The sequence below is a fragment of the Pseudomonas putida genome (genome assembly GCF_028682395.1).
In the GTDB taxonomy this organism is placed as follows: domain Bacteria; phylum Pseudomonadota; class Gammaproteobacteria; order Pseudomonadales; family Pseudomonadaceae; genus Aquipseudomonas; species Aquipseudomonas putida_AB.
The window spans coordinates 273,542-294,464 of record NZ_JANHLC010000007.1 but is presented as its reverse complement, the minus strand read 5'-3'; the positions used below and the strand labels follow the sequence as shown (position 1 = coordinate 294,464).

Annotated in this window: 21 protein-coding genes; 5 read left to right on the top strand and 16 right to left on the bottom strand. The window is 63.3% G+C overall.

The features are described from left to right. Window positions 1-9: 9 nt before the first annotated feature. Both NPS46_RS18190 and NPS46_RS18185 read left to right on the top strand, forming a co-directional pair. Window positions 10-798 carry an amino acid ABC transporter ATP-binding protein gene (locus NPS46_RS18190; RefSeq protein ID WP_274109542.1) on the top strand — a complete coding sequence of 263 codons (789 nt, stop codon included), beginning with the start codon at window positions 10-12 and terminating at the stop codon, window positions 796-798. Window positions 799-923: 125 nt separating this feature from the next. Beyond that, the gene (locus tag NPS46_RS18185; RefSeq protein WP_274109540.1) at window positions 924-1,331 is read left to right on the top strand and encodes an LIC_13387 family protein; all 408 of its coding nucleotides are present in this window, start codon (window positions 924-926) and stop codon (window positions 1,329-1,331) included. Window positions 1,332-1,379: 48 nt separating this feature from the next. Here NPS46_RS18185 and NPS46_RS18180 read toward each other — a convergent pair whose 3' ends face one another. The 13 genes from NPS46_RS18180 to NPS46_RS18120 all read right to left on the bottom strand — a co-directional run bounded on the left by NPS46_RS18180 (window position 1,380) and on the right by NPS46_RS18120 (window position 14,633). Beyond that, the gene (locus NPS46_RS18180; RefSeq protein WP_274109538.1) at window positions 1,380-2,054 is read right to left on the bottom strand and encodes a hypothetical protein; all 675 of its coding nucleotides are present in this window, start codon (window positions 2,052-2,054) and stop codon (window positions 1,380-1,382) included. 32 nt (window positions 2,055-2,086) lie between these two features. Beyond that, window positions 2,087-2,722 carry a peptidoglycan-binding domain-containing protein gene (locus tag NPS46_RS18175; protein WP_274109536.1) on the bottom strand — a complete coding sequence of 212 codons (636 nt, stop codon included), beginning with the start codon at window positions 2,720-2,722 and terminating at the stop codon, window positions 2,087-2,089. Between the two features lie 10 nt (window positions 2,723-2,732). Then, window positions 2,733-4,574 carry a hypothetical protein gene (locus NPS46_RS18170; RefSeq protein ID WP_274109534.1) on the bottom strand — a complete coding sequence of 614 codons (1,842 nt, stop codon included), beginning with the start codon at window positions 4,572-4,574 and terminating at the stop codon, window positions 2,733-2,735. Window positions 4,575-4,675: 101 nt separating this feature from the next. Next, window positions 4,676-4,990 carry an AzlD domain-containing protein gene (locus NPS46_RS18165; RefSeq protein WP_274109532.1) on the bottom strand — a complete coding sequence of 105 codons (315 nt, stop codon included), beginning with the start codon at window positions 4,988-4,990 and terminating at the stop codon, window positions 4,676-4,678. Next, complete coding sequence (locus NPS46_RS18160) at window positions 4,987-5,685, bottom strand: AzlC family ABC transporter permease (protein WP_274109531.1); 699 nt, start codon at window positions 5,683-5,685, stop codon at window positions 4,987-4,989. Before NPS46_RS18160 ends, NPS46_RS18165 begins: the two co-directional genes overlap by 4 nt. 85 nt (window positions 5,686-5,770) lie before the next feature. After that, window positions 5,771-7,321, bottom strand: coding sequence for a threonine ammonia-lyase, biosynthetic (gene ilvA / locus NPS46_RS18155; RefSeq protein ID WP_274109530.1), 1,551 nt, complete (start codon window positions 7,319-7,321; stop codon window positions 5,771-5,773). Window positions 7,322-7,564: 243 nt separating this feature from the next. Further along, window positions 7,565-8,098, bottom strand: coding sequence for a DUF3087 domain-containing protein (locus NPS46_RS18150; protein WP_274109529.1), 534 nt, complete (start codon window positions 8,096-8,098; stop codon window positions 7,565-7,567). A gap of 226 nt (window positions 8,099-8,324) precedes the next feature. After that, window positions 8,325-9,434: a hypothetical protein gene (locus NPS46_RS18145; RefSeq protein ID WP_274109528.1), complete on the bottom strand. Its 1,110-nt coding sequence runs from the start codon at window positions 9,432-9,434 to the stop codon at window positions 8,325-8,327. 10 nt (window positions 9,435-9,444) lie between these two features. Beyond that, window positions 9,445-10,596, bottom strand: coding sequence for a M24 family metallopeptidase (locus tag NPS46_RS18140; protein ID WP_274109527.1), 1,152 nt, complete (start codon window positions 10,594-10,596; stop codon window positions 9,445-9,447). A 66-nt stretch (window positions 10,597-10,662) separates the two neighbouring features. After that, window positions 10,663-11,520, bottom strand: a complete 858-nt coding sequence (locus NPS46_RS18135; protein ID WP_274109526.1) for an ABC transporter permease — start codon at window positions 11,518-11,520, stop codon at window positions 10,663-10,665. After that, complete coding sequence (locus NPS46_RS18130) at window positions 11,517-12,365, bottom strand: ABC transporter permease (protein ID WP_274109525.1); 849 nt, start codon at window positions 12,363-12,365, stop codon at window positions 11,517-11,519. The genes NPS46_RS18135 and NPS46_RS18130 overlap by 4 nt, the downstream gene beginning before the upstream one ends. A 1-nt stretch (window position 12,366) precedes the next feature. Then, complete coding sequence (locus NPS46_RS18125) at window positions 12,367-13,482, bottom strand: ABC transporter substrate-binding protein (RefSeq protein ID WP_274109523.1); 1,116 nt, start codon at window positions 13,480-13,482, stop codon at window positions 12,367-12,369. A 50-nt stretch (window positions 13,483-13,532) separates the two neighbouring features. Beyond that, the gene (locus tag NPS46_RS18120; RefSeq protein WP_274109521.1) at window positions 13,533-14,633 is read right to left on the bottom strand and encodes an ABC transporter ATP-binding protein; all 1,101 of its coding nucleotides are present in this window, start codon (window positions 14,631-14,633) and stop codon (window positions 13,533-13,535) included. A 131-nt stretch (window positions 14,634-14,764) separates the two neighbouring features. On the opposite strand from NPS46_RS18120, the gene NPS46_RS18115 reads away from it, so the two are divergent. After that, on the top strand, window positions 14,765-15,658 hold the full coding sequence (locus tag NPS46_RS18115) for a LysR substrate-binding domain-containing protein (RefSeq protein ID WP_274109519.1): 894 nt from the start codon (window positions 14,765-14,767) through the stop codon (window positions 15,656-15,658). Here NPS46_RS18115 and NPS46_RS18110 read toward each other — a convergent pair. Together NPS46_RS18110 and NPS46_RS18105 are read right to left on the bottom strand one after the other, a co-directional pair. Next, a complete protein-coding gene (locus NPS46_RS18110; protein ID WP_274109517.1) occupies window positions 15,651-16,028 on the bottom strand; it encodes a cupin domain-containing protein in 378 nt (125 codons plus the stop codon). The two genes, NPS46_RS18115 and NPS46_RS18110, sit on opposite strands and share 8 nt — an antisense overlap. A gap of 14 nt (window positions 16,029-16,042) precedes the next feature. After that, complete coding sequence (locus NPS46_RS18105) at window positions 16,043-17,440, bottom strand: NAD(P)/FAD-dependent oxidoreductase (RefSeq protein ID WP_274109515.1); 1,398 nt, start codon at window positions 17,438-17,440, stop codon at window positions 16,043-16,045. Between the two features lie 166 nt (window positions 17,441-17,606). Here NPS46_RS18105 and NPS46_RS18100 point away from each other — a divergent pair, with 166 nt between their 5' ends. Both NPS46_RS18100 and NPS46_RS18095 read left to right on the top strand, forming a co-directional pair. Further along, on the top strand, window positions 17,607-18,449 hold the full coding sequence (locus NPS46_RS18100; protein ID WP_274109513.1) for a helix-turn-helix domain-containing protein: 843 nt from the start codon (window positions 17,607-17,609) through the stop codon (window positions 18,447-18,449). Window positions 18,450-18,543: 94 nt separating this feature from the next. Next, window positions 18,544-20,019 carry an aldehyde dehydrogenase family protein gene (locus NPS46_RS18095; protein ID WP_274109511.1) on the top strand — a complete coding sequence of 492 codons (1,476 nt, stop codon included), beginning with the start codon at window positions 18,544-18,546 and terminating at the stop codon, window positions 20,017-20,019. A 43-nt stretch (window positions 20,020-20,062) separates the two neighbouring features. Here the strand turns inward: NPS46_RS18095 and NPS46_RS18090 are convergent, their stop codons facing one another. Continuing rightward, window positions 20,063-20,848, bottom strand: a complete 786-nt coding sequence (locus NPS46_RS18090) for a sulfite exporter TauE/SafE family protein (RefSeq protein ID WP_274109509.1) — start codon at window positions 20,846-20,848, stop codon at window positions 20,063-20,065. Window positions 20,849-20,923 lie beyond the last annotated feature (75 nt).

The window sequence follows — 20,923 nt, the reverse complement described above, 5'->3', positions numbered from 1 at the left end:
GACTGATCCATGCAAACCCCAGCATCCCTGCGCGACACTTCGCCGCTGACCCAGCCCGACACCCGCAAGGTGGTGGTCGATATCGCCGGCCTGAACAAGTTCTATGCCGCTTTCCATGTCCTGCACGACATCGACCTGCAAGTACGCGAGGGCCAGCGCATTGTCCTGTGCGGGCCTTCGGGCTCGGGCAAGTCGACACTGATCCGCTGCATCAATCGCCTGGAAATCGCCCAACAGGGCAGCATCCTGGTCGACGGCACCGACCTGTCGCAAAACACCCGCGAAGCGGCCAAAGTGCGCAGTGAAGTCGGCATGGTGTTCCAGCACTTCAACCTGTTTCCCCATATGAGCGTGCTCGACAACTGCACCCTGGCACCTATGTCGGTGCGCGGTCTGAGCCGCAAGAAGGCCGAAGACCTGGCGCGCTATTTCCTCAACAAGGTCGGCATTGAAAGCCAGTCGGGCAAGTACCCCAGCCAGCTTTCCGGCGGCCAGCAACAGCGGGTGGCGATTGCCCGCGCGCTGTGCATGGAACCGAAGATCATGCTGTTCGACGAACCGACTTCGGCGCTCGACCCGGAAATGGTCAGCGAAGTGCTGGACGTGATGGTCAACCTGGCCGGCAGCGGCATGACCATGCTCTGTGTGACCCATGAAATGGGCTTTGCCCGCCAGGTCGCCGAGCGCGTGCTGTTTCTCGATGGCGGCCGGATTGTCGAGGATGCGCCGCCTGAAGAGTTTTTCGGGGCACCGAAAAGCCCGCGGGCCAAGTCTTTCCTGGCCCAGATCGTACACTGAGTCAGCCCTGTGCCCGGCCGCGTGGGCTCTCCCCTGCGCGGTCGAACAAAGCTGAGGGTGACGCAGGGTAAAAGCGCTAGACTACCGCCGGCGCCCCCGCCTCCCGACCTGTGAAAGGAACGCCCGTGTCAGCCCAGATTCTGCTTTGCGCCAGTGCCGCGATCGTTTTCCTGCTCGGCACCCTGCACCTTGTCTACACCTTTGCCACCCATAAATTCCTGCCCCGTGATGCCGCGCTGGCGCAACGCATGCGCGAGGTCGCTCCAGTGATCAGCGGGCAGACCAGCATGTGGCGCGCCTGGGTTGGCTTCAATGCCAGCCATAGCCTGGGCGCCATGCTGTTCGGCCTGGTCTACGGCTACCTCGCCATCGCCCATGCCGCACTGCTGCTCAGCGACCCCTATCTCCTGAGCCTGGGCGGGCTGTTCCTTGCCAGCTTGCTGATCCTGGCTCGGCGCTACTGGTTCCGTATTCCCTTTATCGGCATCGCCCTGGCCCTGGCGCTGTACCTGGCTGGCGCCCTGCCGGTTTAACCCGCTGCAGCTGTCACACGCCCGGGGCGCTTGGCGTACGCAAAATGCTCATGCCGGCCCTGGCTGCGACTGCACAAACTCCCACGCGGCACCATCCAGTGCTGGAAACGAAACCTGGCAGTCACCCGCCGCCGTTAACGTCTCAACCCTTGCCCGGCCAGACGTGTCGAGCTGCCCTTGGATCAGTTCGCCGTCCATCGTCTTCAGCGTGTAAGCCTCACCGGCAATCGGTTTGCCATCCTCACCGACCAGCTCTATCTCGATCCAGTACCGAGCCTCAACTGGACTCACCGGGCTCACCGGGCTCACCGGGCGATTTTGCACCCGGGGCGCACCTATGGCAGTGGGCAATGGCAACGGAACAGCCTCAACCGGACACAGAGGAATGGGTCCTGGAGGAGGTCTAGACACAAACGCATAGAGCTCCGCGCGCTGAAAGCGCTTGGCCAGGAGCCGCAGCATTGCCTCCTCGTCCAGCCGATGCACAAGCGGCCAGTGGGCGCTTATTAGCCCGCGAACGCGGTGCAGGTTGCCTGCGTCACGAAAGTGCCGACGAACAAACCGCTGGGCTTGCCATGCCTCATGCAACTCGACTCTTTCGGCCGGCGGGTCGGCTGGCGACTGACAATCGAGCGAGGGGCTGTCACAAATCTCAATACGATCCTGCCCGTCAAAAAAACACCAGCGCATCGGTTTATGCCCCCCAACCCACAGACGGATCAATACGTGATCGGTGTTGCGCCTGGCGTTGCACGCTATCCACCATGGGCGTTGAGGAGCGCGTCACGCAAGGCATCGTCCAGCGCCCCCGAAGGTGCCAGGCCCAGGCTCTGCTGGAAACGCTGGATGCTGAAGGCCAGCGCTTGGGTGTATAGGCCGTCTTGCGGCCCCGTGTAGAAGCCCAGGTTCTGTAAACGCCCCTGGATACCCGACGTCTCGCTGATCGGGTCCAACTGACGCATGCCCAGTGCAAACCGCAGGTTCCGGCCTTCAGGATCGACGAGCAGTTCGCCGCCCGGCACATCGGGCATCACCGGCACGCTCAATGTGCCGTCTGCGTCGACTATCCCTTTGATCGTGGCCGTACCCAGACGCAACTCAAATGGCAGATTTGCCAGCTCTCGGGCATTCGCCAGAACAATGACTACACGTGCCGGCACTTCCTTGCGCCGAAAACGGTGCACGTTGTCGGTGGCGCACGCCTGGGTTTTTGGTCGAATTGCCGGTACGAACAGCGTGTCGCCTGGCAGCAGCGTATGAGGATTCTTGCGTAACGTTTTCAACGCCGCGTTCTGCGGATGGTCCCAGACCGTGCCCAGTACATGCCCGGCCTGATAGGCCAGGCTTTCAACACACTCGCCCTGTTTGACGGTAATCCACTGGTCATCCATGAGCGCGGCCTTAGAGGGAGATTTTCGCAGGCCATTTCTGGCCGTTGAAATGATCGTCAATGGTGAAGGGCTTTACACCTGGAACAGAAACAGGATCCAAGCCGGTATGGACATCCTCCAGCCAAGACCTGAACTGGTTCATCGCCCTCTCCAGCGCATGACTACGCGCCTGACGCTGACTCGCACTGGCGCCCACCCGCTGGTAGGAACCCAGCACTGCGCCAAGGTCCCAAAGCAGGCCTGCCAGGTCGTCGTCATGCGCATCAATAAGCTCGCCCGCAGCCTCCCTTGCCGAGAGTTTTGCACTGAACTGCTGATTGATCGGTGAAATTCGCTCTTCCAGGCCTTTGAGTGTTACATCGTCCTGCGCCTTCGCGCCTGCACTCCACTGGCGTGCTTTAGCAATCAGCGGCGCACGGTCAGCAGGGGGCATCTCGTGAATTCGCCTAAGTGTCCCGGCTTGGATGACTGTGTAGCCTTGCCATAAGTCATTCGAGAAACCGGACTGCGAATAACGGTGGTAGTCCAAGTACGCATTATGTTGCTCTGCGCTTAAAAGCAGGTCGTCACGTTGCGCTTCCAGTGGCGCCAACGATTGCCTCAAGGGCTCAAGTTCGTTGTTGATCTGGGCCATAGCCTGCTGAGCGGCCGCTATGTTCGTCCGATCCGCGTACATCAAACCGACCCTGAGTTTGTACTGCTGCAAGATCGTGTTGTAGCGCTCGTCGAGTGCGCGCGTATCGGGCGAGGCCTCAATCTCAGAAGCGACCGCATGGGCGCTGAGCAACGAGGCGTGTAGCTCATTCTGAATATTCAGGCGCAAGAGCACCGTGTTCATTCTTACGGTATTGGTCTCGTGCAGCGATACCTGCACCGCTCGCGACTCCAACTTCAACTCCCGGTTCCATTGCGTGATGGCATCCCTGGCCAACCCCGAGAACTCGGCGGACGCCTCAATGGCCTGCCGCAACGCCAGCACGGCATCCGCTCCAGCGCCCTCGGCCGGCGTGTATTCAAAGGCGAGGATATCCGGCTCGCCATCGTCCACTCCCGCGTTGTCCTCATCCATCCGCGCGTCATCACGCTTCTGTGCGCCGCCCGAGTTGGCAGCAAGCACAAACAGGCTGCGCAACTTCACCAAGTGTGCAGCACGCGCTTGCAGCAAGCGGGGTCGGTTCAGCCCCGCCACCTTGATCGTATAGTGGGCACGAGCCTTATTGGTCTGCGCATTGCCGGCGCCGCCTTCGATGGCATACGCCCGGGCGGTCGCGGGGTCGAAACGCAGTACCTCCCGAGGGTCCAGATCCGCATCGCACGGATACAGCAACCCCGGCTGCTCAGTGGCGGCACCGCCCGGCTGGTCGCGGACACCCGGGGGCAGCACCTCGAACAGGGTGCCCTTGTAGGCACCGTTGCATTGTCGGCAGGACAGAAACAGGTTTCCCCAGGTCTGCGAGCACCAGAAGTATCCGGGGTGATCATCGACTGTCGTGCGTTCACTCGGCACGTCGTAGTCGTGAATGGAAACCTGTGACTTGGGTTTGAAATGTTCTACGTCTCCGGCATCGCCGTGCATGATGAACATCTCGCAGAACACGCACTTGCCAAACTGTTCGGTAATCAGTTGTTGCTTGACCGTGACGTGCTTGTAAAAGTCGTACTCCGAGAACAACGCGCTGCTAAAACCCTGGAAATGAAGGCCCGTGCTGTCGAACTTGCCAAACTTCTCAAAGTTCGCCTGGTAAGCCGCGTCATACAACGCACCGTTGGCGTACAGCACCGCATTGTCCTGGAACGCAGCCCCTTGTGTGGCCAGGATCGCGGGCGTCGCACCTTTGTTCACCTTGATCATTGATTCAGCCCGTCCTTGCCGTTTCCTGCGTCCATGTCGAGCGCCATTACAGCTTGTACTGCCGTCCTCCCGCAACCGGTTTACCGCGACTTACAGGCTGGCTACAACCACCAGCGCAACAGGTAGAAGACCACCATGCTCAACAGCATGCTGAGCAAGGTGTTGCGGGTGGAGAGCACCAGGCCGATGGCGACCAGGGAGCTGAGCAGGTAAGGGTTGGCGTAGTCCAGGTTCAACTGCTGCTCGGGAAAGAAAATGATCGGGCCGCAAATCGCCGTCAACATACCGGGCACGGCAAAACCGAGAAATTGCCGGGCGTTGCTGCTCAAGCGCACGGGCAAACGGGGTTCGAGAAACACATAGCGATTAAGGAAAATCAGCAGGCCCATCCCGAAAATCACTGCCCAGACCATCATGCCCGCTCCCCCGTGAACTTATTGCAGATAAAGCCCGCGGCCATCCCGGTCAGCCCCGCCAGCACCAATGCCGAGCCCCAGTGCCAATAGCTGAACAGCACCGAGCAAAACAGCGAGACCGCGACGCAGACCACCGTCGGCACATTGCGCACCAGGGGGGTGATCAGCGCGATAAAGGTCGCGGCGATGGAGAAATCCAGGCCCATATGTTCAAGCCCGGGGATGCTGCGCCCCAGCACAATGCCGGCCAGGGTGAACAGGTTCCAGGCCAGGTAGAACGTCAGCCCAACGCCGAGGGCATACCAGCGATTGAACTGCTGGCGGTCATGCTGGCTGACCAGGGCGAACAGTTCATCGGTCAGCAAGAACCCCAGGCCTGCACGCCAACGCCCCGGTAACGGCGAAATCACCGAGCGCAGGCTCATGCCGTACAGCAGATGCTGGGAAGTCAGCAGCAAGGTGGTCAGCAGGATCGAGAAGATCCCCGCCCCGCCCTTGAGCATGCCAATGGCGACTAACTGCGCGGCGCCGGCAAAGGCAATGCCCGACAGCCCCTGGCCCTGCAAAGGCGTCAGCCCAGCTTCGATGGCCATGGACCCGGCCAACAGGCCCCAGGGCGCGGTAGCCAGCGACAGCGGGATAATGGCGATGGCGCCGCGCAAAAAGGCGCGGCGCGGCAGGTCATGGTTTTCCATACGCTCGACAACAAACAGAAGAAAGGTTGCTGACTGTGCCAGCCAGCCGCTCACCTGTCTTGAATGATCTTGCGCAGGGCAGCACTCAACCGAGAAACAGCTGGTAGGCCGGGTTATCGCTTTCGTCCGAATAGGCAAAGCCCAAAGCATCCAAAGCCGGCAACACCAGGGCCCGTTCGTCGTCCGGCACCTGCAACGCCGCCAGGACCCGGCCATGGGCTGCACCATGGTTGCGGTAGTGAAACAGGCTGATATTCCAGCGGCTGCCCAGGCGCTGCAAAAACTGCAGCAAGGCCCCTGGACGCTCCGGAAACTCGAAGCGAAACACCAGTTCATTGCCCCGTTCCAGCGCCAGGCCGCCCACGGTATGCCGCACATGCAGCTTGGCCAGCTCGTTGTCACTCAAGTCCAGCACTTCGTAACCCTGGCCACGCAGGTCGCTGAGCACGCGGGCCGCCGGATCATTCTGCGGATGGGTCTGGACCCCGACAAACACCCGCGCCGGGCCGTGGCTCTGGCGGTAATTGAATTCACTGATCGGGCGTTTGCCCAGGGCCAGGCAGAAGGCGCGCAAGGCTCCCGGCTGCTCGTCCAGGGTCACCGCCAGCAACGCCTCGCGGCCACTGCCCAGGTCGGCCCGTTCGGCCACATGGCGCAGGCGATCAAAGTTGATATTGGCCCCGGAGTCGATCGCCACCAGGGTTTTACCCTGCCATTGGTGCTGGGCGACATACCGCTTGATCCCGGCCACGGCCAGGGCCCCGGCTGGCTCGGTGATGGAGCGGGTGTCGTCGTAGATGTCCTTGATCGCATCGCAGATTTCGTCGGTGCTGACCGTGATGACTTCGTCCACATAATGGCGACAGATTTCGAAATTGTGCGCGCCAATCTGGGCGACCGCGACGCCATCGGCAAACAAGCCGACCTGGGGCAACACCACGCGCTCGCCAGCGGCCAGGGCGGCCTGCAGGCAATTGGAGTCGGCCGGCTCGACGCCGATGACCTTGATTTCCGGACGCAGGTATTTGACATAGGCCGCCACGCCGGCGATCAGGCTGCCACCGCCCACGGGCACGAAGATCGCGTCCAGCGGCCCGCTCTGCTGGTTGAGGATTTCCACGGCAACCGTGGCCTGGCCGGCGATGACATCGGGGTCGTCATAAGGCGCGATAAAAGCCAGTTGCTGCTCCCGAGCCAGTTCCAGGGCATAGGCCAAGGCTTCGGGAAAGCTGTCGCCATGCAGCAACACCGTGCCGCCGTAGGCTTGGACGCCGAGGATCTTCAGTTCCGGTGCCGTGCGGGGCATCACGATGGTTGCGGCGACGCCCAGGTACTGCGCGGCCAGGGCCAGGCCCTGGGCATGGTTGCCGGCCGAGGCGGAGATCACGCCCCGGGCCTTCTGTTCGGCGCTGATCTGGGAAACCTTGTTGTAGGCGCCGCGGATCTTGAAAGAATGCACCGGCTGCAGGTCTTCACGCTTGAGCAGGACCTGATTGCCCAGGCGTGCAGACAAGGCGCGGGCGGGCTGCAAGGGGGTCTGGATGGCCACGGCATAGACCGAGCTACGCAGAATGCGCCGCGCGTAGTCCTGCAACAGGTCAGGGCAAGGGCCGGTGGCGGGAGACGGTGTGGACATGAAAACTCCTGGTCTTGATCGAGGCCCAGGAGACAGAAAGTAAAAACCCGCCTCTAGGGCGGGTTTGGGGTTAAGCCATGAGCTAGCCCGCCATTGCCGGAATGACGGTAATAATAATGCTTGGCAGTGACAGGTAGGCTGGGCTCATGGGCATAGAAACTACCGGCTCGGCCCCTGGGCTGTCAACGGACAAATCGCTGGCGCCTTAGCGCAAAAATATTGCGGCCTGGCGCGTTGTCGGGGTCAGCGGGTTTTCGCCGCCTCCTTAACCGAAACCAGCCAGGCTGGATCAAGGCGCTTTTGATCGGTATCCAGGCCCAGGCTTTCCATGCGCTCGCGGTGTTCGTCGATCTCGCGAACCATTTGGCTCAGCGCACTGGAATTGGCGTCCAGCTGGTGCATCTGGGTCAGGCCCAGGTGGTAGAAGCGCAACAGCTTCATAGCCGTTGGATCCCCCGCCTGCACCCCGGCGGTGACGTGTTGCATGATATTGGTGATGCGCATCAGGTTGCGCTTGAGCTGCCAGCCATAGGCCGAAGCAGCCATCCACGGCTGCGACCAGAACCGCAGGCGCACCAGCGCGGCCATCACCAGCACGGCCGCGATGACGCCACCCAGGTTAAAACGGAAATTATCGCCGCCGGGCTCACCGAACAGCATTACCGCCAGGCCCGACAGCAACATGGCCAAGGCGATAAAGATCACCGTGACGATCAACGTGCTGCGGCGTGTTTCGCTGCGATAGACCAGTGGGTCCATCGGTTTGATTTCAAACATCGTTCACCCGGCCTTTTAACAAAATTGGCCGGCATTATCCCCGAGCGGGATGCCGCTGGCGATGTCTCGATGATGGGCGCCTGCCAAGCCCAGTGCCAAGCAGACGCGCACGGCAAGAACCTCCTCCGGTGATAAATGACTTTTTGTCGGCTCCGCCCTCAGACGGTGCCGACAAAAAGCCCCAGGGCTCAGCCTTTCTACACAGCGTGAGCTGACGGTTGGCGGCTTACGCCGAAAAGTGCCAACCGACCTGCGCCAGCGCAGCCGCCAAGGCGGCGATATCGGCCTGGCTGCGCGCTTCGCACGCCGGCATGTAGGCCAGCGGATCAGCCAGACTCGATGGCCGCCCTATAAACCCCTCGGTTGCAGCATGCAGGCAATACGCGCTGTAGGCCGGGTTGTAGCCACCTTCCTGGACCACCAGCAAACGCCCTGCGCAGAGCTCGTCGGCCAGACGCCGAGCCTGGCGGGCCAGGTGATTGAAGCCGGCCATGGTCAGCAACTGCCGGCCATTGGGGTCGAACTGCGAGGCGTCCAGGCCATTGGCGATAATCAGCAGTTGCGGCTGGAAAGCGCGCAAAGCCGGCTCGACAAACCGTTCGAACGCCAGGGCATAGGTGCGGTCATCCGAGCCCATGGGCAGCGGCAGATTGAGGTTGCTGCCCTCACCCGCCGCCACGCCACGCTCATCGACTCCCCCGGTCTGCGGATGGCTGGGCCCCCAGGCGCCGTGATCCATGTGCAGCGATACGGTCAGCACGCTCGGATCACCATAGAAACCCTCCTGCGTGCCATTGCCGTGATGCACATCCCAGTCGATGATCGCCACTCGCTCAAGCCCGGCCGCCCGCGCGGCTTGCGCCGCCAGCGCGACGTTGTTGAAAAAGCAGTAACCGTCGGCCATCGCGGGCGCGGCATGGTGCCCGGGCGGGCGCACCAGGGCCATGGCCGGGCGCTGGCTGGCCAGCGTGCTGTCGAGGGCCGCAATGCTGGTCCCCGCCGCTGCCAGCAAGCCGGCCAGGCTGCCGGGTTGCATCAACGTGGTGCTGCTGAACCGCCGACCTTCACGCTCTGCCGCTTCCAGGGACTGCAGGTAGTCCTGGGTATGAAAACGCAGCAACTCGCCGCGATTGGCATGGCGCCCGGCATGCCAGGCCAGCGCCCCGGCCACCGGGCCGTTGTGCAGGATCGCGCGCATATTGACCAAACGCGGGCTGCTTTCCGGGTGCTGCGTCTGCTGCTCCAGCAAGGTGTCGGGCGGTGCCTCGAACACCCCATAGCCGGTGTCGTGGCGCAACACGTCGTCGTGCCAGAACACATCCATGGATGGATTCATAACCCGCTCCTCAATCAATCACCACCAGCTCGGGCGGCAGTTCGGACAGACTGCGCGAGCCATCCTTGTCGCACAGGACGGTGTCGCCCAGCTTGATCCCGAAACCCTCGGAGTACAGCGACAGGTTCGGTTCGATGGAGAACGACATATTCGGCTGGAACACATGGTCATCAGCCTCGTCGACCATCATCGCTTCCAGCCAGGTCGGCGGGTACGCCAGGCCCAGGCTGTAGCCGATGCGGTGCACGCGGGTACGCGACAGGTCGATACGGTCCAGGATCTGGTTACACACGCGGTTGGCCTCGCCCACCGGCGTACCCGGCTTGGCGATATCGACGGCGGCATTGAAGGCTTCGGTCAGCAAGGTCGAGACTTCGCGGACCCGTGCGGTCGGTTTGCCGATCACCGCCGTACGCATCAGGATCGCGTGATAGCGGTTGCAGACGCCGGCATGCTCGAGGATCACCACATCGCCGGGGCTGATCGTCAGGCGATGGGGCATGGCGTGGGTCATGGTGCTGCGCCGGCCGGTCGCGCACATCGGGCTGATCGCCGAGTACTCACTGCCCGCCTCGCCCAAGGCATTGGCGACGATCCCGGCGATCTGCACTTCGGACATCCCCGGACGCAATGCCTCGAATGCCGCCCGCATGCCGTGGTCGGCCATGCGCGCTGCACTGCGCTGGTACTCGATTTCCTCGGCCGTCTTGATCAGGCGCTCTTCGGCTACGACCACCGAAGCATCCTCGAAGTGTGCGCGCGGCATGTGTTCCAGCAAACGGGTGTATTGCAGCGGGCTGAAGGTCGAGGCCTGCATTTCCAGGCCGATACGGCCCTGGCCCAACCCCAGGCCTTCCAGGGTGTCGGCGACAATGCGCAGGGGGTCCTGCTTGGCAATGTCGTAGAAAATCCCCTCTTCCATGCACGACAGTTCGTAGGTGCACGGTTCTTCGCTGGTGCGGGTCAGGAACACCGGATCCTTCAGTTTCGGCGAGATGATCAGCGCCTGGTACCAGAGGAAACCCAGGCTGTCGAAGCCGGTCAGGTAGTTGATGTTGTCCGGGTAGTTGACGACCAGGGCATCGAGGCCACGCTCGCTCATGCGGCGTTTGACCGCCTCGATGCGTTGACGATAGGTGCGCAGTGGGAAAGCAGTCATCATGGGGTGTCCCTCCTTAGGGAAAAGGTGCACAGGTTCAGCGCAGGAAAAGGTTGTCGGGTGGGTCGGCTAGCGACCCGGTGGGGCGGCGTTTCGGTGATGCCAATACATCCGGCCGAGCAGGACGATCAGCGTGATCAGGACCATCAGGGTGGACACGGCGGCAATCGCCGGGTCGAGGTTGTAGCGCAGGCCGTCCCAGATCCGCTTGGGCAAGGTGATCACGTGGAGCCCACTGGTAAACAGGGTCACCACCACCTCCTCCCACGACATGATGAAGGCCATGAAAAAGCTCCCCGCCAGGCCGCCACGCACATTGGGCATCAGCACCAGGACCAGGCTGCTGCCCAGGCCCGCCCCCAGGGAACGCGAGGCCTTGTACAGGTTGGTGTCTAACCGGCTGTAGGCCACCAGCATGGCGATCAGCGAGTACGGCAAGGCCATCATCAGGTGGCCGAAGCCAACCCCGATCAGGCTATCGAGCATCTGCACCCGGGCGCCCAGGTAGTAGATCGACATGGCCGAGACCACCTGCGGCACGATCATCGGCAACAGCACAATCGAGGTCAGCAGCACGCGGTGACGCGGCTCCAGCCAGATACCGGTGGCGAACAGGAACGCCAGCACCGTGCTGAGCGCCCCGACCACGACCGCCAGGCCCAGGCTTTGCAGGATCGAACTCAGCCAGGCGGTGTCGAGCAGCGCCGCGTAATGCCGCAGCGACCAGGCACCGTCAGGAAAGGCCAGGTAGCGCTGGTCGCCAAACGACAGCGGCACGATGACCAGCACCGGCAGCAGCAGGAACACTGCCGCCAAGAGCAGGCCAAGCATCGATAGCAGCCGTGGCGCATTGAAGCGCGGCTGACCGCCAACCCGCAGGGGCGCCGCCAGTGCGGCGCGGCTCGAGACGCTAGATTGCAGGCTCATGCGGTTCTCCCGGTAAAACGTCCAAACCCGACCAGCTTGCCAAAAACCACCGCGCAAACCGCCACCATCAACATCAGCACAATGCTCAGTGCCGCCCCCAGGCCCCAGTTGGAGAGCTGGAACATCTGGATATAGATGCTTTCGGCCAACATCGCCGCCTTGCCGCCCCCCAGCAGCGCCGGGGTCACGAAGCAGCCGAGGCTGAACACGAACACCGTGGCCGCCGAAGCCGCCACCCCGGGCATCGTCAACGGCAGGAACACATTGCGCAGGGTCAACCAGCGCCCGGCACCCAGGCTGCTGGAGGCCTTGAGCAGGCTGTCATCGACCTGGCGCATGGACGACAGCAGCGGCAGCACCGCATACGGCACCATGAAATGCACCATGCCGATCAGCGCGCCGATCTCGTTGCGCACCAGTGCCAGAGGCTCGTCGACGATGCCGATGGCCAGCAGGCTCTGGTTGACCAGGCCGTCGTTGCGCAGCAGCACCAGCCAGGCAAAGGCGCGGATCAGCATCGACAGCCAGAACGGCAGCAGCACGAACAACTCGATCAGCAACCGTCCGCGCGCCGTGGCGAAGCGCCAGCGGAACGCGATCAGGTAGGCCAGGGCCACGCTGATCAGCGTGGTCAGCAGGCAGATCCGCAGGGTCCGCCAGATAATCGCCTGCAGGTTGCTGCTGTCGACGATGCTCGCGTAGTTCTGCAACCCCGGTTCCGGCAGGCTGAGGCTCCAGCCCAGGACCCCGAGCGTGGGCAACAGGTAGCCCACCAGGATCAACACCGGCAGCGGCAGAATCAGCAGCGCATAAATGCGCAGCGTGCCTTGAGAACTGCTTCGCATATCAGCCACCGATCAGCGCCAGGTAACGGTCGAGGGTTTCGCCGTAATGGTCGGCGTACCAGCGATTGTTCATCGAGACCTGGCGCGACAGGTTGTCCGGCGCGGTCGGGTTGATCCGCTGCAGCTCGGGCGACAGCAGGCTGTTCACCTTGGAATCGACCGGGCCCATGTTGTAGACCTCCATCAGCCGCGCCTGGACTTCGGGACGCAGGGCGTAGGCAATGAACTGCATGGCATTGGCCGCGCCGGCCGGGTTGTTCTTGGGCACGATCCACACCGAAGGGGCGACAATCGCGTTGTCGAAGGTCCAGTCCACCGCGCCGCCGGTATCGTGCTTGATCAGCTCGGCCCGGGTATGCCAGACCTGGCCCATGGTCACTTCGCCATCGCGCAGCAACTGCTGGGACTCGGCACCGGTGGACCAGTGCGTGAGGATATGGGGCATCAACTCTTCGATCTTGCGCAGCGCCCGGTCCACGTCCAGCGGGTAGAGCTGGTCGGCCGGCACGCCATCGGCAAGCAAGGCGCATTCGAGGTTGGCGCTCATCCATTTGTAGAGCGTGCGCTTGCCCGGGTACTTCTTCACATCCCAGAAGTCCGCCCAGCTCTTGGGTGGGTTCTTGCCAAAGCGCTTGGCGTCGTAGCCGATCACGTAGCTGTAGGTGTAGTTGGCCAGGCCGAATTCGTGCACATCGCCATAGCCGATCAGCGACTTGTCGACGATTGTGTAATCGATGGGCGCCAACACCCCTTCCTTGCCCAGGCGATAGGAGGAATACATCTCGCCGTCGCAGACGTCCCAGCGCACCGCACCGCTGTTGACCTGGGTCTTGATCGCGCCCTCGGTGGGCCCGCTGCCATCGACCATCAGCTTCAGGCCGCTGGCGGCATTGAAGCCCTGGTAGCTTTTTTCGAACGCCGGCACCGCATCGCCGCCCCAGTTCGACACGACCAGCGAACCGCTGGCGGCAAGCGCACTGCGCATCGGTCCCATGCCCACCGCGGCGGCCATCACCAGCAAGGCCTGGTTGAAGCTGCGGCGGCTGATCTGGCCAGCTTCAAGCCGCTCGCGGGCAATGTCCACGGCATCATCGATAAAGCGCTGTTGGTCTTTCATCTCGCTGTTCCCTCTGAAGGTTGGGCAGGCTAGTGATCGAAATATTGTTATTAGTTGGAAATCAGATGACCGTGCTGCCGGGACCAGGTGCACCAGTAGGGCTGGCCGCGCTCCAGGCTGCTCAACAGGGGGTGACTGACCGGAATGCGCAACGCCAGGCTTTGCGCGTCGGCCAGACGCATATCGAGGCTGACGTGGGTCCCCAGATACGTCAGGTTTTCCATGCGGGCGACCACACCATTGCCGCTGCCGGCGCTGGCCAGGGGCTGGAGGTCGACATGTTCGGGGCGGATCGCCAGCCAGTTGTCGCGGTCCTGGGCCCGCGAGACCGCCGTCGCCCCCACGGTGACCGCCAGTGACTGACCCTGGTAGTCGCAGAACAGATCATCGCCCTGGCGGGTGATGCCCTTGATCGCCAGTAGATTGGTATCGCCGAGGAAGTTCGCGACAAAGCGGCTGGCCGGCCGCTCGTAGACCTCCTGGGGCGTGCCCAGTTGCTCCAGGCGGCCATGGTTGAACACCGCCACCCGGTCGGACAGCGCCAGGGCTTCCTCCTGGTCGTGGGTGACAAAGACGAAGGTAGTACCGAATTCTTTGTGCATGCGCGCCAGCTCGACCTGCATCTCCTGGCGCAAACGCCGGTCGAGGGCCGAGAGCGGCTCGTCGAGCAGCAACAGCGGCGGTTCGAACACCAGCGCCCGGGCCAGGGCCACACGCTGTTGCTGCCCCCCGGAAAGCTGGCTGATGCCACGCTTGCCCTTGCCTTCAAGGCCGACCCGTTCGAGCATCTGCCCGACCCGCGTGGCGATCTCGGCGGGTGGCACCTTGCGGATCTTCAAGGGGTAGGCAATGTTCTGTTCCACGCTCATATGGGGGAACAGCGCATAGCCCTGGAAGACCACGCCAAAGTCGCGCTGGTCGGCGGGCAACGCCGTGATGTCAAGGCCCTCGCGCTCGATCCGGCCCTCCGAGGGCTGCTCGAAACCGGCCAGCATCATCAGCGTGGTGCTCTTGCCGGAGCCCGACGGCCCCAACAGGGTCAGAAATTCACCGCGCTTGATATGCAGCGTCAGATCGCTCAGCGCACGGGTTTCACCGTAGCGCTTGCCCAAGCGCAGCAGGTCGACGAAATGCTCTGGCGTGTCTGACATCGGATCTTCCTCGTGCGGTATTGGATTAATTGTCACGGGTTGGGCCCTATCTTTAGTTCAAACCAAATTGACATCAACTGATTTGTTTTCTAGCTTTCATGTGAATTCAACTAACATCAGAGCCTTCTAAAATGGCCCTCAAAGCGACCCGCCGCTTGCCCTCCCTGATCGCCCTGCGCGCTTTCGAAGCCCTGGTCAGGCAAGGCAGTACCGGCGCCGCGGCGCTGGAACTGCATGTCACCCACAGCGCCGTCAGCCATCAGATCAAGAAACTCGAGGAAGAACTCGAGGTTGCCTTGATCGACCGCCAGGGCAAGGGCCTGCATCTGACCTCCGCCGGCCGCAAGCTTAGTCAGTTGGTCAGCGGTGCGTTCGAACAACTGCGCGATATCCAGGGCGTCCTGCCCCTTGCCACCCCCTCGGGGGACCTGCGCGTGGCGTGTGCGCCGGCACTCTTGGCGCGAATCTCGACCCTCCTCGGGCGCTTCCTGGAAAATTATCCGGATGTTTCCCTGCATCTTTTATCCATCGACCAGGCCCATCAGGGCGTGGATATGGTCATCTCCTTCGGCGACAGCGAAATCGAAGGCCAGCGCATCGCGGCGCTGGGGAACCTCACCTACTTCCCGGTCTGCAGCCCGCGCCTGCTCAATGCTGGCGAACCCCTGCGCAAGCCTCGCGACTTGACCCGCCAGGTCCTGCTGCACGAAGACAACGGCCATGACTGGAGCCGCTACTTCCTCGCCGCCGGCATCCCCAGCCTGCAGGGCCGACAGAATATTTTCCTGCCCGACGCCGCGTTGACCATCGGCGTCGCCATTGCCGGTGGCGGCGTGGCCATCAGCGACCTGATCCTGGCCGGCGAACAACTGGCCCAGGGCACCCTGATCCGTCTGTTCGATGTCGAGTTCCCCGCGCCCTGCCCCTACGTCCTGATCCTCCCGCCGCGCGGCGCTCAGGAGTTGGCGAAGGCCTTCTCCGACTGGCTGGTCGGCGAACTGGAGTCGATTGCCAGCCTCAGTTGACCGGCTCGCCACGCAGGATCATGAAGACCTTGCGTACCGGCGTCAGGTTTTCCCAGGTGCCCTTGAACCCCGCCGCCACGACAAAAGTGTCGCCGGGACCAAATTCACGGCCCTGGCCCTGGCTGTCGGTCAGGCGCACCCGACCTTCAAGCAGGTGGCACAGTTCGTCGTAGTCACAGTCGCAGCGCTCCAGATGCTCGGGCGCCTCCCAGATACCGGCCGTGGCGCGTTTGTTCGGCGCCACGAAATGGCGAAAACTGCGGCTCTGGTATGGCTGGTCGACCAGCGCCGGATCGCGGGTCTCGAACGTCAGGGCAAGGACCTCGGGATTGGCAAAGTCGATCACGTGGTCAGGCAAGGCGCGCAGCATGAAGTTACTCCCGTTCAAGAATCAAAGCCGATGCCCAGGGCGTCGAAGCCCTTGAGCAGCCAGTTACGCCGTCCGTTCAGATCCTCACGGGCCAAGGCCCGCTGGGCCATGGCCACGCCGATATAGCGCAAGGGCTCGGGGGGAAAGGCAAAGGGTTTGGTCGCCGTCATGGCCAGGCGAGTCCGTTCGGTATCCTCGCAGTCAAGCAGATCGAGCAGGGTCAGGGCGGCGAAACGGCTGGCCGAGACGCCCTGGCCGGTAAAGCCCTGGGCATAGGCGACGCGCCCGCCGGCCGAAACGCCGCAGAACATGGTGGTGCGCGCCGAGGTGTCGATGATCCCGCCCCAGGCATGGCTGAACGAAAGCCCGGCCAGGCTGGGAAACACCGCCTGGAACTGTTCGGCCAGGCGTACAAAACTTTCCGGGCGCTGGGTCAGGGCTTCGTCACGGCGACTGCCATAGTGGTAGATCGCATCGTAGCCGCCCCAGAGCATGCGGTTGTCGGCGGTCTTGCGCACGTAATGGAACTGGTTGCCGCTGTCGGCGATGCCATAGCGTTCGGTCCAGCCAATGCTTTGCCACTGCGCCTCGCTGATGGGCGCGCTGACCAGGGCATAGTCGTAGATCGGGATGACCGCCGACTTCAATTCACTCAGCAACGGCGGTGCGATATTGGTCGCCAGGACCGCTTTGCCCGCCTTGACCTCGCCCAGCCCGGTGTCCAGCCAGACACCCGTGGCCTCAGGCCGCAGGCCCCGCACCGGCGAATGCTCGAACACCTCCACCTGCTGCTCCAGGCAAACCCGCCGCAGCTCGGCGATCATCAAGGCCGGGTTGAGCAGCGCATAGTTGGGCTCGAACAGGCCGGCAACATAACCCGGTGAATCCAGGCGCTTCGCCAGGGCCGGGCCTTCGAGCAGCTCGCAGGCAATGCCGAAGCGCTGGTAATTGGCCTGCATCGAACGCAGCCCCGCTACCTGCCACGGCATGGCGGCGACATTGAGTTTGCCCGAGCGCTCGAACTCGACCTGCATGCCGTAGTGCAGCACATCCTGTTCGAACTCATCCAGGTTGGCCCGGCCCAGGCGTACCAACTGCTCGGCCTCCTGGGGCCAGCGCTTGAGCGCATTGGAAACACCGTGGGAAATGCTCGGGGCGCAGAAGCCGCCATTGCGGCCACTGGCCTGATCGCCGCACTGCCCGGCCTCCAACACCACGATACGGGCCTGGGGCCAGCGCCGCCGGGCCAGCAAGGCGGTCCAGAGACCGACAAAGCCGCCGCCGATCACCGCCAGGTCACAGGCCAGCTCGCCGGTCTGGCGCGGCGCCGGGGCCACGTTCGGGCGACTGTGCTGCCAGAACGGATACGGCAGGGCCGAGGCCAGGGCCTGGTGGGCGGTGTGAAGCGTCATGGGTGCAAGCTCCGTCGCGAATTCATGGAATGACGTTCTAAAGGATTCGCTGCGCCATTGACAGGCGCCGGCCTCGCAGCGGGCACGGGCGGAAAATTCGCGGTTCTGGAATACTCGTCACTGGGCGACCCTCTGGCGCCTGCTTTTTTTGACCTTGGAGAGCGTCGTGAACACCGTTGACCTGCCCACCACCGCGCACTATCAGAGCGACCCGGCGAGCGCGGCCACCCACGCGGTGATCCTGCGTTACCACCAGGCCTGGAAAAGCCGCGACCTCGACGCCGTGCTGGCGCTCTATCACCCGGACCTGGTGTACCGCGACTTTCTGCAGAACCGCCGGATCGAGCGCACGCAACTGCGCGCCTACCTGGCCAGTAGCCTGCCGGTGGGCGCCGAGGAGTTGCAGGAATACACCGACCGCCTGCGCATCGATGGCGACACCGCCATCCTGCAGTACCGCGTCACGCTCAAGGGCAGCGATGGCCTGGTCTCATTCAGCGCCATCGAGGCGTTGACCGTGCGCGATGGCCTGATCGCCCAGGTCAATGAATACGCGGTGCTGGTCAACAGCGCGCCGACACCGCCCCAGGACCGACCGGGCGCCGCGACCATCAGCCGCCTGGGCCTCTCGGCCCGTCAACTGGGCACCCTGGCCAATGACCTGCAGCACTACTTCGACAGCCGCCAGGCCTACCTCGACCCGGCACTGGACCTGGCCCAGGTCGCGGCTTCGACGGGCTACACGCGCAATCAGATTTCGTTTTTCCTCAATCAGGTCCGTGGGCAGACGTTCTACGCCTTTCTCAATCAACTGCGCCTGGGCGAAGTGCTGACCCGCCTGCATGGCGAAACCAATGCCACGCGCATCGACGAGATCGCCCGCGCCGCCGGGTTCAACTCCCTGTCGACCTTCTACCGCTGCTTCAAGCAGCACACCGGTCATTCGCCCAGGACCTACCTGCTGCAACGCCAGGCGCAGGACGCACCTGACTCCCAGCGGACCCGCTGAGAAACCGCACCCTTTCCCGCCCCGGGCGCCATCGCTAGGCTGGCGCCAGGTCGCGTGCCGGGCGCACGGGGCAGTCTTTTTTCGGAGAAACAGCATGCGCGAGCAGCTCTACATCGATGGTCAATGGCTCGACGCCGACAGTGGCGAGCGTTTTGCGGTACACAACCCGGCCACGGGCGAGGTGATCCACCAGGTTGCTGCCGGCGCCGCGAGCGATATCGACAAGGCCGTCGCGGCCGCGCGGCACGCCTTCGACCAGGGCCCCTGGCCAACCCTCAGTGGCGCCCAACGCGCCGGTTATCTGCGGGCCATCGCCGCCGAACTGGCATCGCGCAAGGACGCGCTGGCCGCACTGGAAGTGCTCGACAACGGCAAGCCACTGGCCGAAGCGCAATGGGATGTGCTCGATGCCATTGGCTGCTTCGAGTTCTATGCCGGTCTGGCTGAACAACTGGAACCCGACTGCACCCCCTTGGCCCTGCCGGACGAGCGTTTCAGTTGCTACACCCGCCGCGAGCCGGTGGGCGTGGCCGGGCTGGTGACCCCCTGGAACTACCCGCTGCTGATGGCTGCCTGGAAAGTCGCTCCGGCCCTCGCCGCCGGCTGCACCGCCGTGCTCAAACCTTCGGAAATCACCCCGCTGAGCGCCCTGGAACTGGCCGCCGCCGCTCATGCCGCAGGCTTGCCGAACGGCGTGTTAAACGTGGTGACTGGATTGGGCGTGGCCTGTGGCGCACCGCTCAGCGAACACCCCGGCGTCGACAAGCTGGCCTTTACCGGCAGTGTGCCAACGGGTCGCAGGATCATGCAGGCCGCGGCCCAGGACCTGAAAAACCTCAGCCTGGAACTGGGCGGCAAATCGGCGATTATCGTCTTCGATGACAGCGACCTGGACGCCGCCGTGGAATGGGTGCTGATGGGGATCTTCTTCAATCAGGGCCAAGTCTGCTCCGCCACCTCGCGCCTGCTGGTACAGGAAAGCCTGTATCCGCGCCTGATCGAGCGCCTGGTCGCCCAGGCCGCGCAGATTCGCGTCGGCGCCGGCCACCTCCCCGACACCCAGCTCGGCCCGTTGGTCAGCGAAGGCCAGTACCACAAGGTCCTCGATGCCATCGCCCGCGCGGAGCGCGAAGGCGCACGCCTGCGTAGCGGCGGCAAGCGCCCGGCGCATCTGGCCCAGGGCTGGTTTGTCGAACCGACGATCTTCGATCAGGTGCCCGAGGACAGCGCCCTGTGGTGCGAGGAAATCTTTGGCCCGGTGCTGGCGGTGCGTACCTTCAGCGACGAGGCCGATGCCATCGCCCAGGCCAATCGCAGTGTGTTTGGCCTGGCGGCGGCAGTGATGTCCCGCGACAGCGAACGCTGCCAGCGCGTGGCGCGGGCCTTGCGGGTTGGGATCGTGTGGATCAACTGCTCCCAGCCGACCTTTGTCCAGGCGCCCTGGGGCGGCTACAAACACAGTGGGATCGGCCGCGAACTGGGCGTCTGGGGCTTGAGCAATTACCTGGAAACCAAACAGATCACCGAGTACACCAGCGATGAGCCGTGGGGCTGGTACCTGCGCGATTGAGTGCGGCAACGCTGGCCGGGCCCGCAGGGCCCGGACCGGTGGCTTAGAACGCCAGCTTGTAGCCGATCAGTAACAGCATCGTGGCCAGGCACGGCCGCAGGATTTCATCGGAAACGCGACCGGCCAGGTGACTGCCGACGTAGATCCCCGGCAGCGACCCCATCAGCAGGAAGCCAAGCAGTTCCCAATCCATATTACCCATGCTCGCATGACCCAGGCCGGCGACCAGGGTCAGCGGCACGGCGTGGGCAATCTCGGTGCCCACCAGGCGTCGGGTCGGCAGAAAGGGATAGAGGATAAACAGCGCCACGGTGCCCAGGGCGCCAGCGCCAATGGATGTCAGCGCGACCATGGTGCCGAGGATCAGCCCGGTGATAACGGTCAGCGTGTTCAGGCTCGAACCGCTGAAAACCGAACTGTGCTCGCCCCGGCGATGGGCGAAGGCCAGCAGGCGTTTCTTGAACAATACCGCCAGGGCCGTCAGCACCAGCACAAAGCCCAGGGCCTGCTTGATAATCGCGTTCAGCGCATCGGGGGCCGAATCCAGGCTGCCGAGAAACCACAGGGTCAGCAACACCGCCGGGACGCTGCCCAGGGTCAGCCAGCCGGTGATCTTCCAGTCGATATTGTTGTTCTTGCGATGGACCAGCACGCCGCCGGACTTGGTGATGGCCGCGTAGAGCAGATCAGTGCCCACGGCCGTGGCCGGATTGATGCCGAACCACAAGAGAATCGGGGTCATCAGCGACCCGCCGCCGATGCCGGTCATGCCGACGATAAAACCGACCAACAAGCCCGCTACAACAAAACCAAAATTGCCTACATCCATCGCAACATCCTGTGAATCAGCGCGGCCCGGTCGTTAGCGACCCGGTTGGAACCTGGCGCGCAGCATAGCGACAAA

Coding starts and splice junctions, on each gene's coding strand:
- NPS46_RS18105 (WP_274109515.1), bottom strand. CDS start 17,440: ATGACGCTTCACACCGCCCACCAGGCCCTGGCCTCGGCCCTGCCGTAT.
- NPS46_RS18150 (WP_274109529.1), bottom strand. CDS start 8,098: ATGTTTGAAATCAAACCGATGGACCCACTGGTCTATCGCAGCGAAACA.
- NPS46_RS18190 (WP_274109542.1), top strand. CDS start 10: ATGCAAACCCCAGCATCCCTGCGCGACACTTCGCCGCTGACCCAGCCC.
- NPS46_RS18115 (WP_274109519.1), top strand. CDS start 14,765: ATGGCCCTCAAAGCGACCCGCCGCTTGCCCTCCCTGATCGCCCTGCGC.
- NPS46_RS18160 (WP_274109531.1), bottom strand. CDS start 5,685: ATGGAAAACCATGACCTGCCGCGCCGCGCCTTTTTGCGCGGCGCCATC.
- NPS46_RS18120 (WP_274109521.1), bottom strand. CDS start 14,633: ATGTCAGACACGCCAGAGCATTTCGTCGACCTGCTGCGCTTGGGCAAG.
- NPS46_RS18145 (WP_274109528.1), bottom strand. CDS start 9,434: ATGAATCCATCCATGGATGTGTTCTGGCACGACGACGTGTTGCGCCAC.
- NPS46_RS18140 (WP_274109527.1), bottom strand. CDS start 10,596: ATGATGACTGCTTTCCCACTGCGCACCTATCGTCAACGCATCGAGGCG.
- NPS46_RS18135 (WP_274109526.1), bottom strand. CDS start 11,520: ATGAGCCTGCAATCTAGCGTCTCGAGCCGCGCCGCACTGGCGGCGCCC.
- NPS46_RS18170 (WP_274109534.1), bottom strand. CDS start 4,574: ATGATCAAGGTGAACAAAGGTGCGACGCCCGCGATCCTGGCCACACAA.
- NPS46_RS18130 (WP_274109525.1), bottom strand. CDS start 12,365: ATGCGAAGCAGTTCTCAAGGCACGCTGCGCATTTATGCGCTGCTGATT.
- NPS46_RS18175 (WP_274109536.1), bottom strand. CDS start 2,722: ATGGATGACCAGTGGATTACCGTCAAACAGGGCGAGTGTGTTGAAAGC.
- NPS46_RS18095 (WP_274109511.1), top strand. CDS start 18,544: ATGCGCGAGCAGCTCTACATCGATGGTCAATGGCTCGACGCCGACAGT.
- ilvA (WP_274109530.1), bottom strand. CDS start 7,321: ATGTCCACACCGTCTCCCGCCACCGGCCCTTGCCCTGACCTGTTGCAG.
- NPS46_RS18090 (WP_274109509.1), bottom strand. CDS start 20,848: ATGGATGTAGGCAATTTTGGTTTTGTTGTAGCGGGCTTGTTGGTCGGT.
- NPS46_RS18165 (WP_274109532.1), bottom strand. CDS start 4,990: ATGATGGTCTGGGCAGTGATTTTCGGGATGGGCCTGCTGATTTTCCTT.
- NPS46_RS18110 (WP_274109517.1), bottom strand. CDS start 16,028: ATGCTGCGCGCCTTGCCTGACCACGTGATCGACTTTGCCAATCCCGAG.
- NPS46_RS18125 (WP_274109523.1), bottom strand. CDS start 13,482: ATGAAAGACCAACAGCGCTTTATCGATGATGCCGTGGACATTGCCCGC.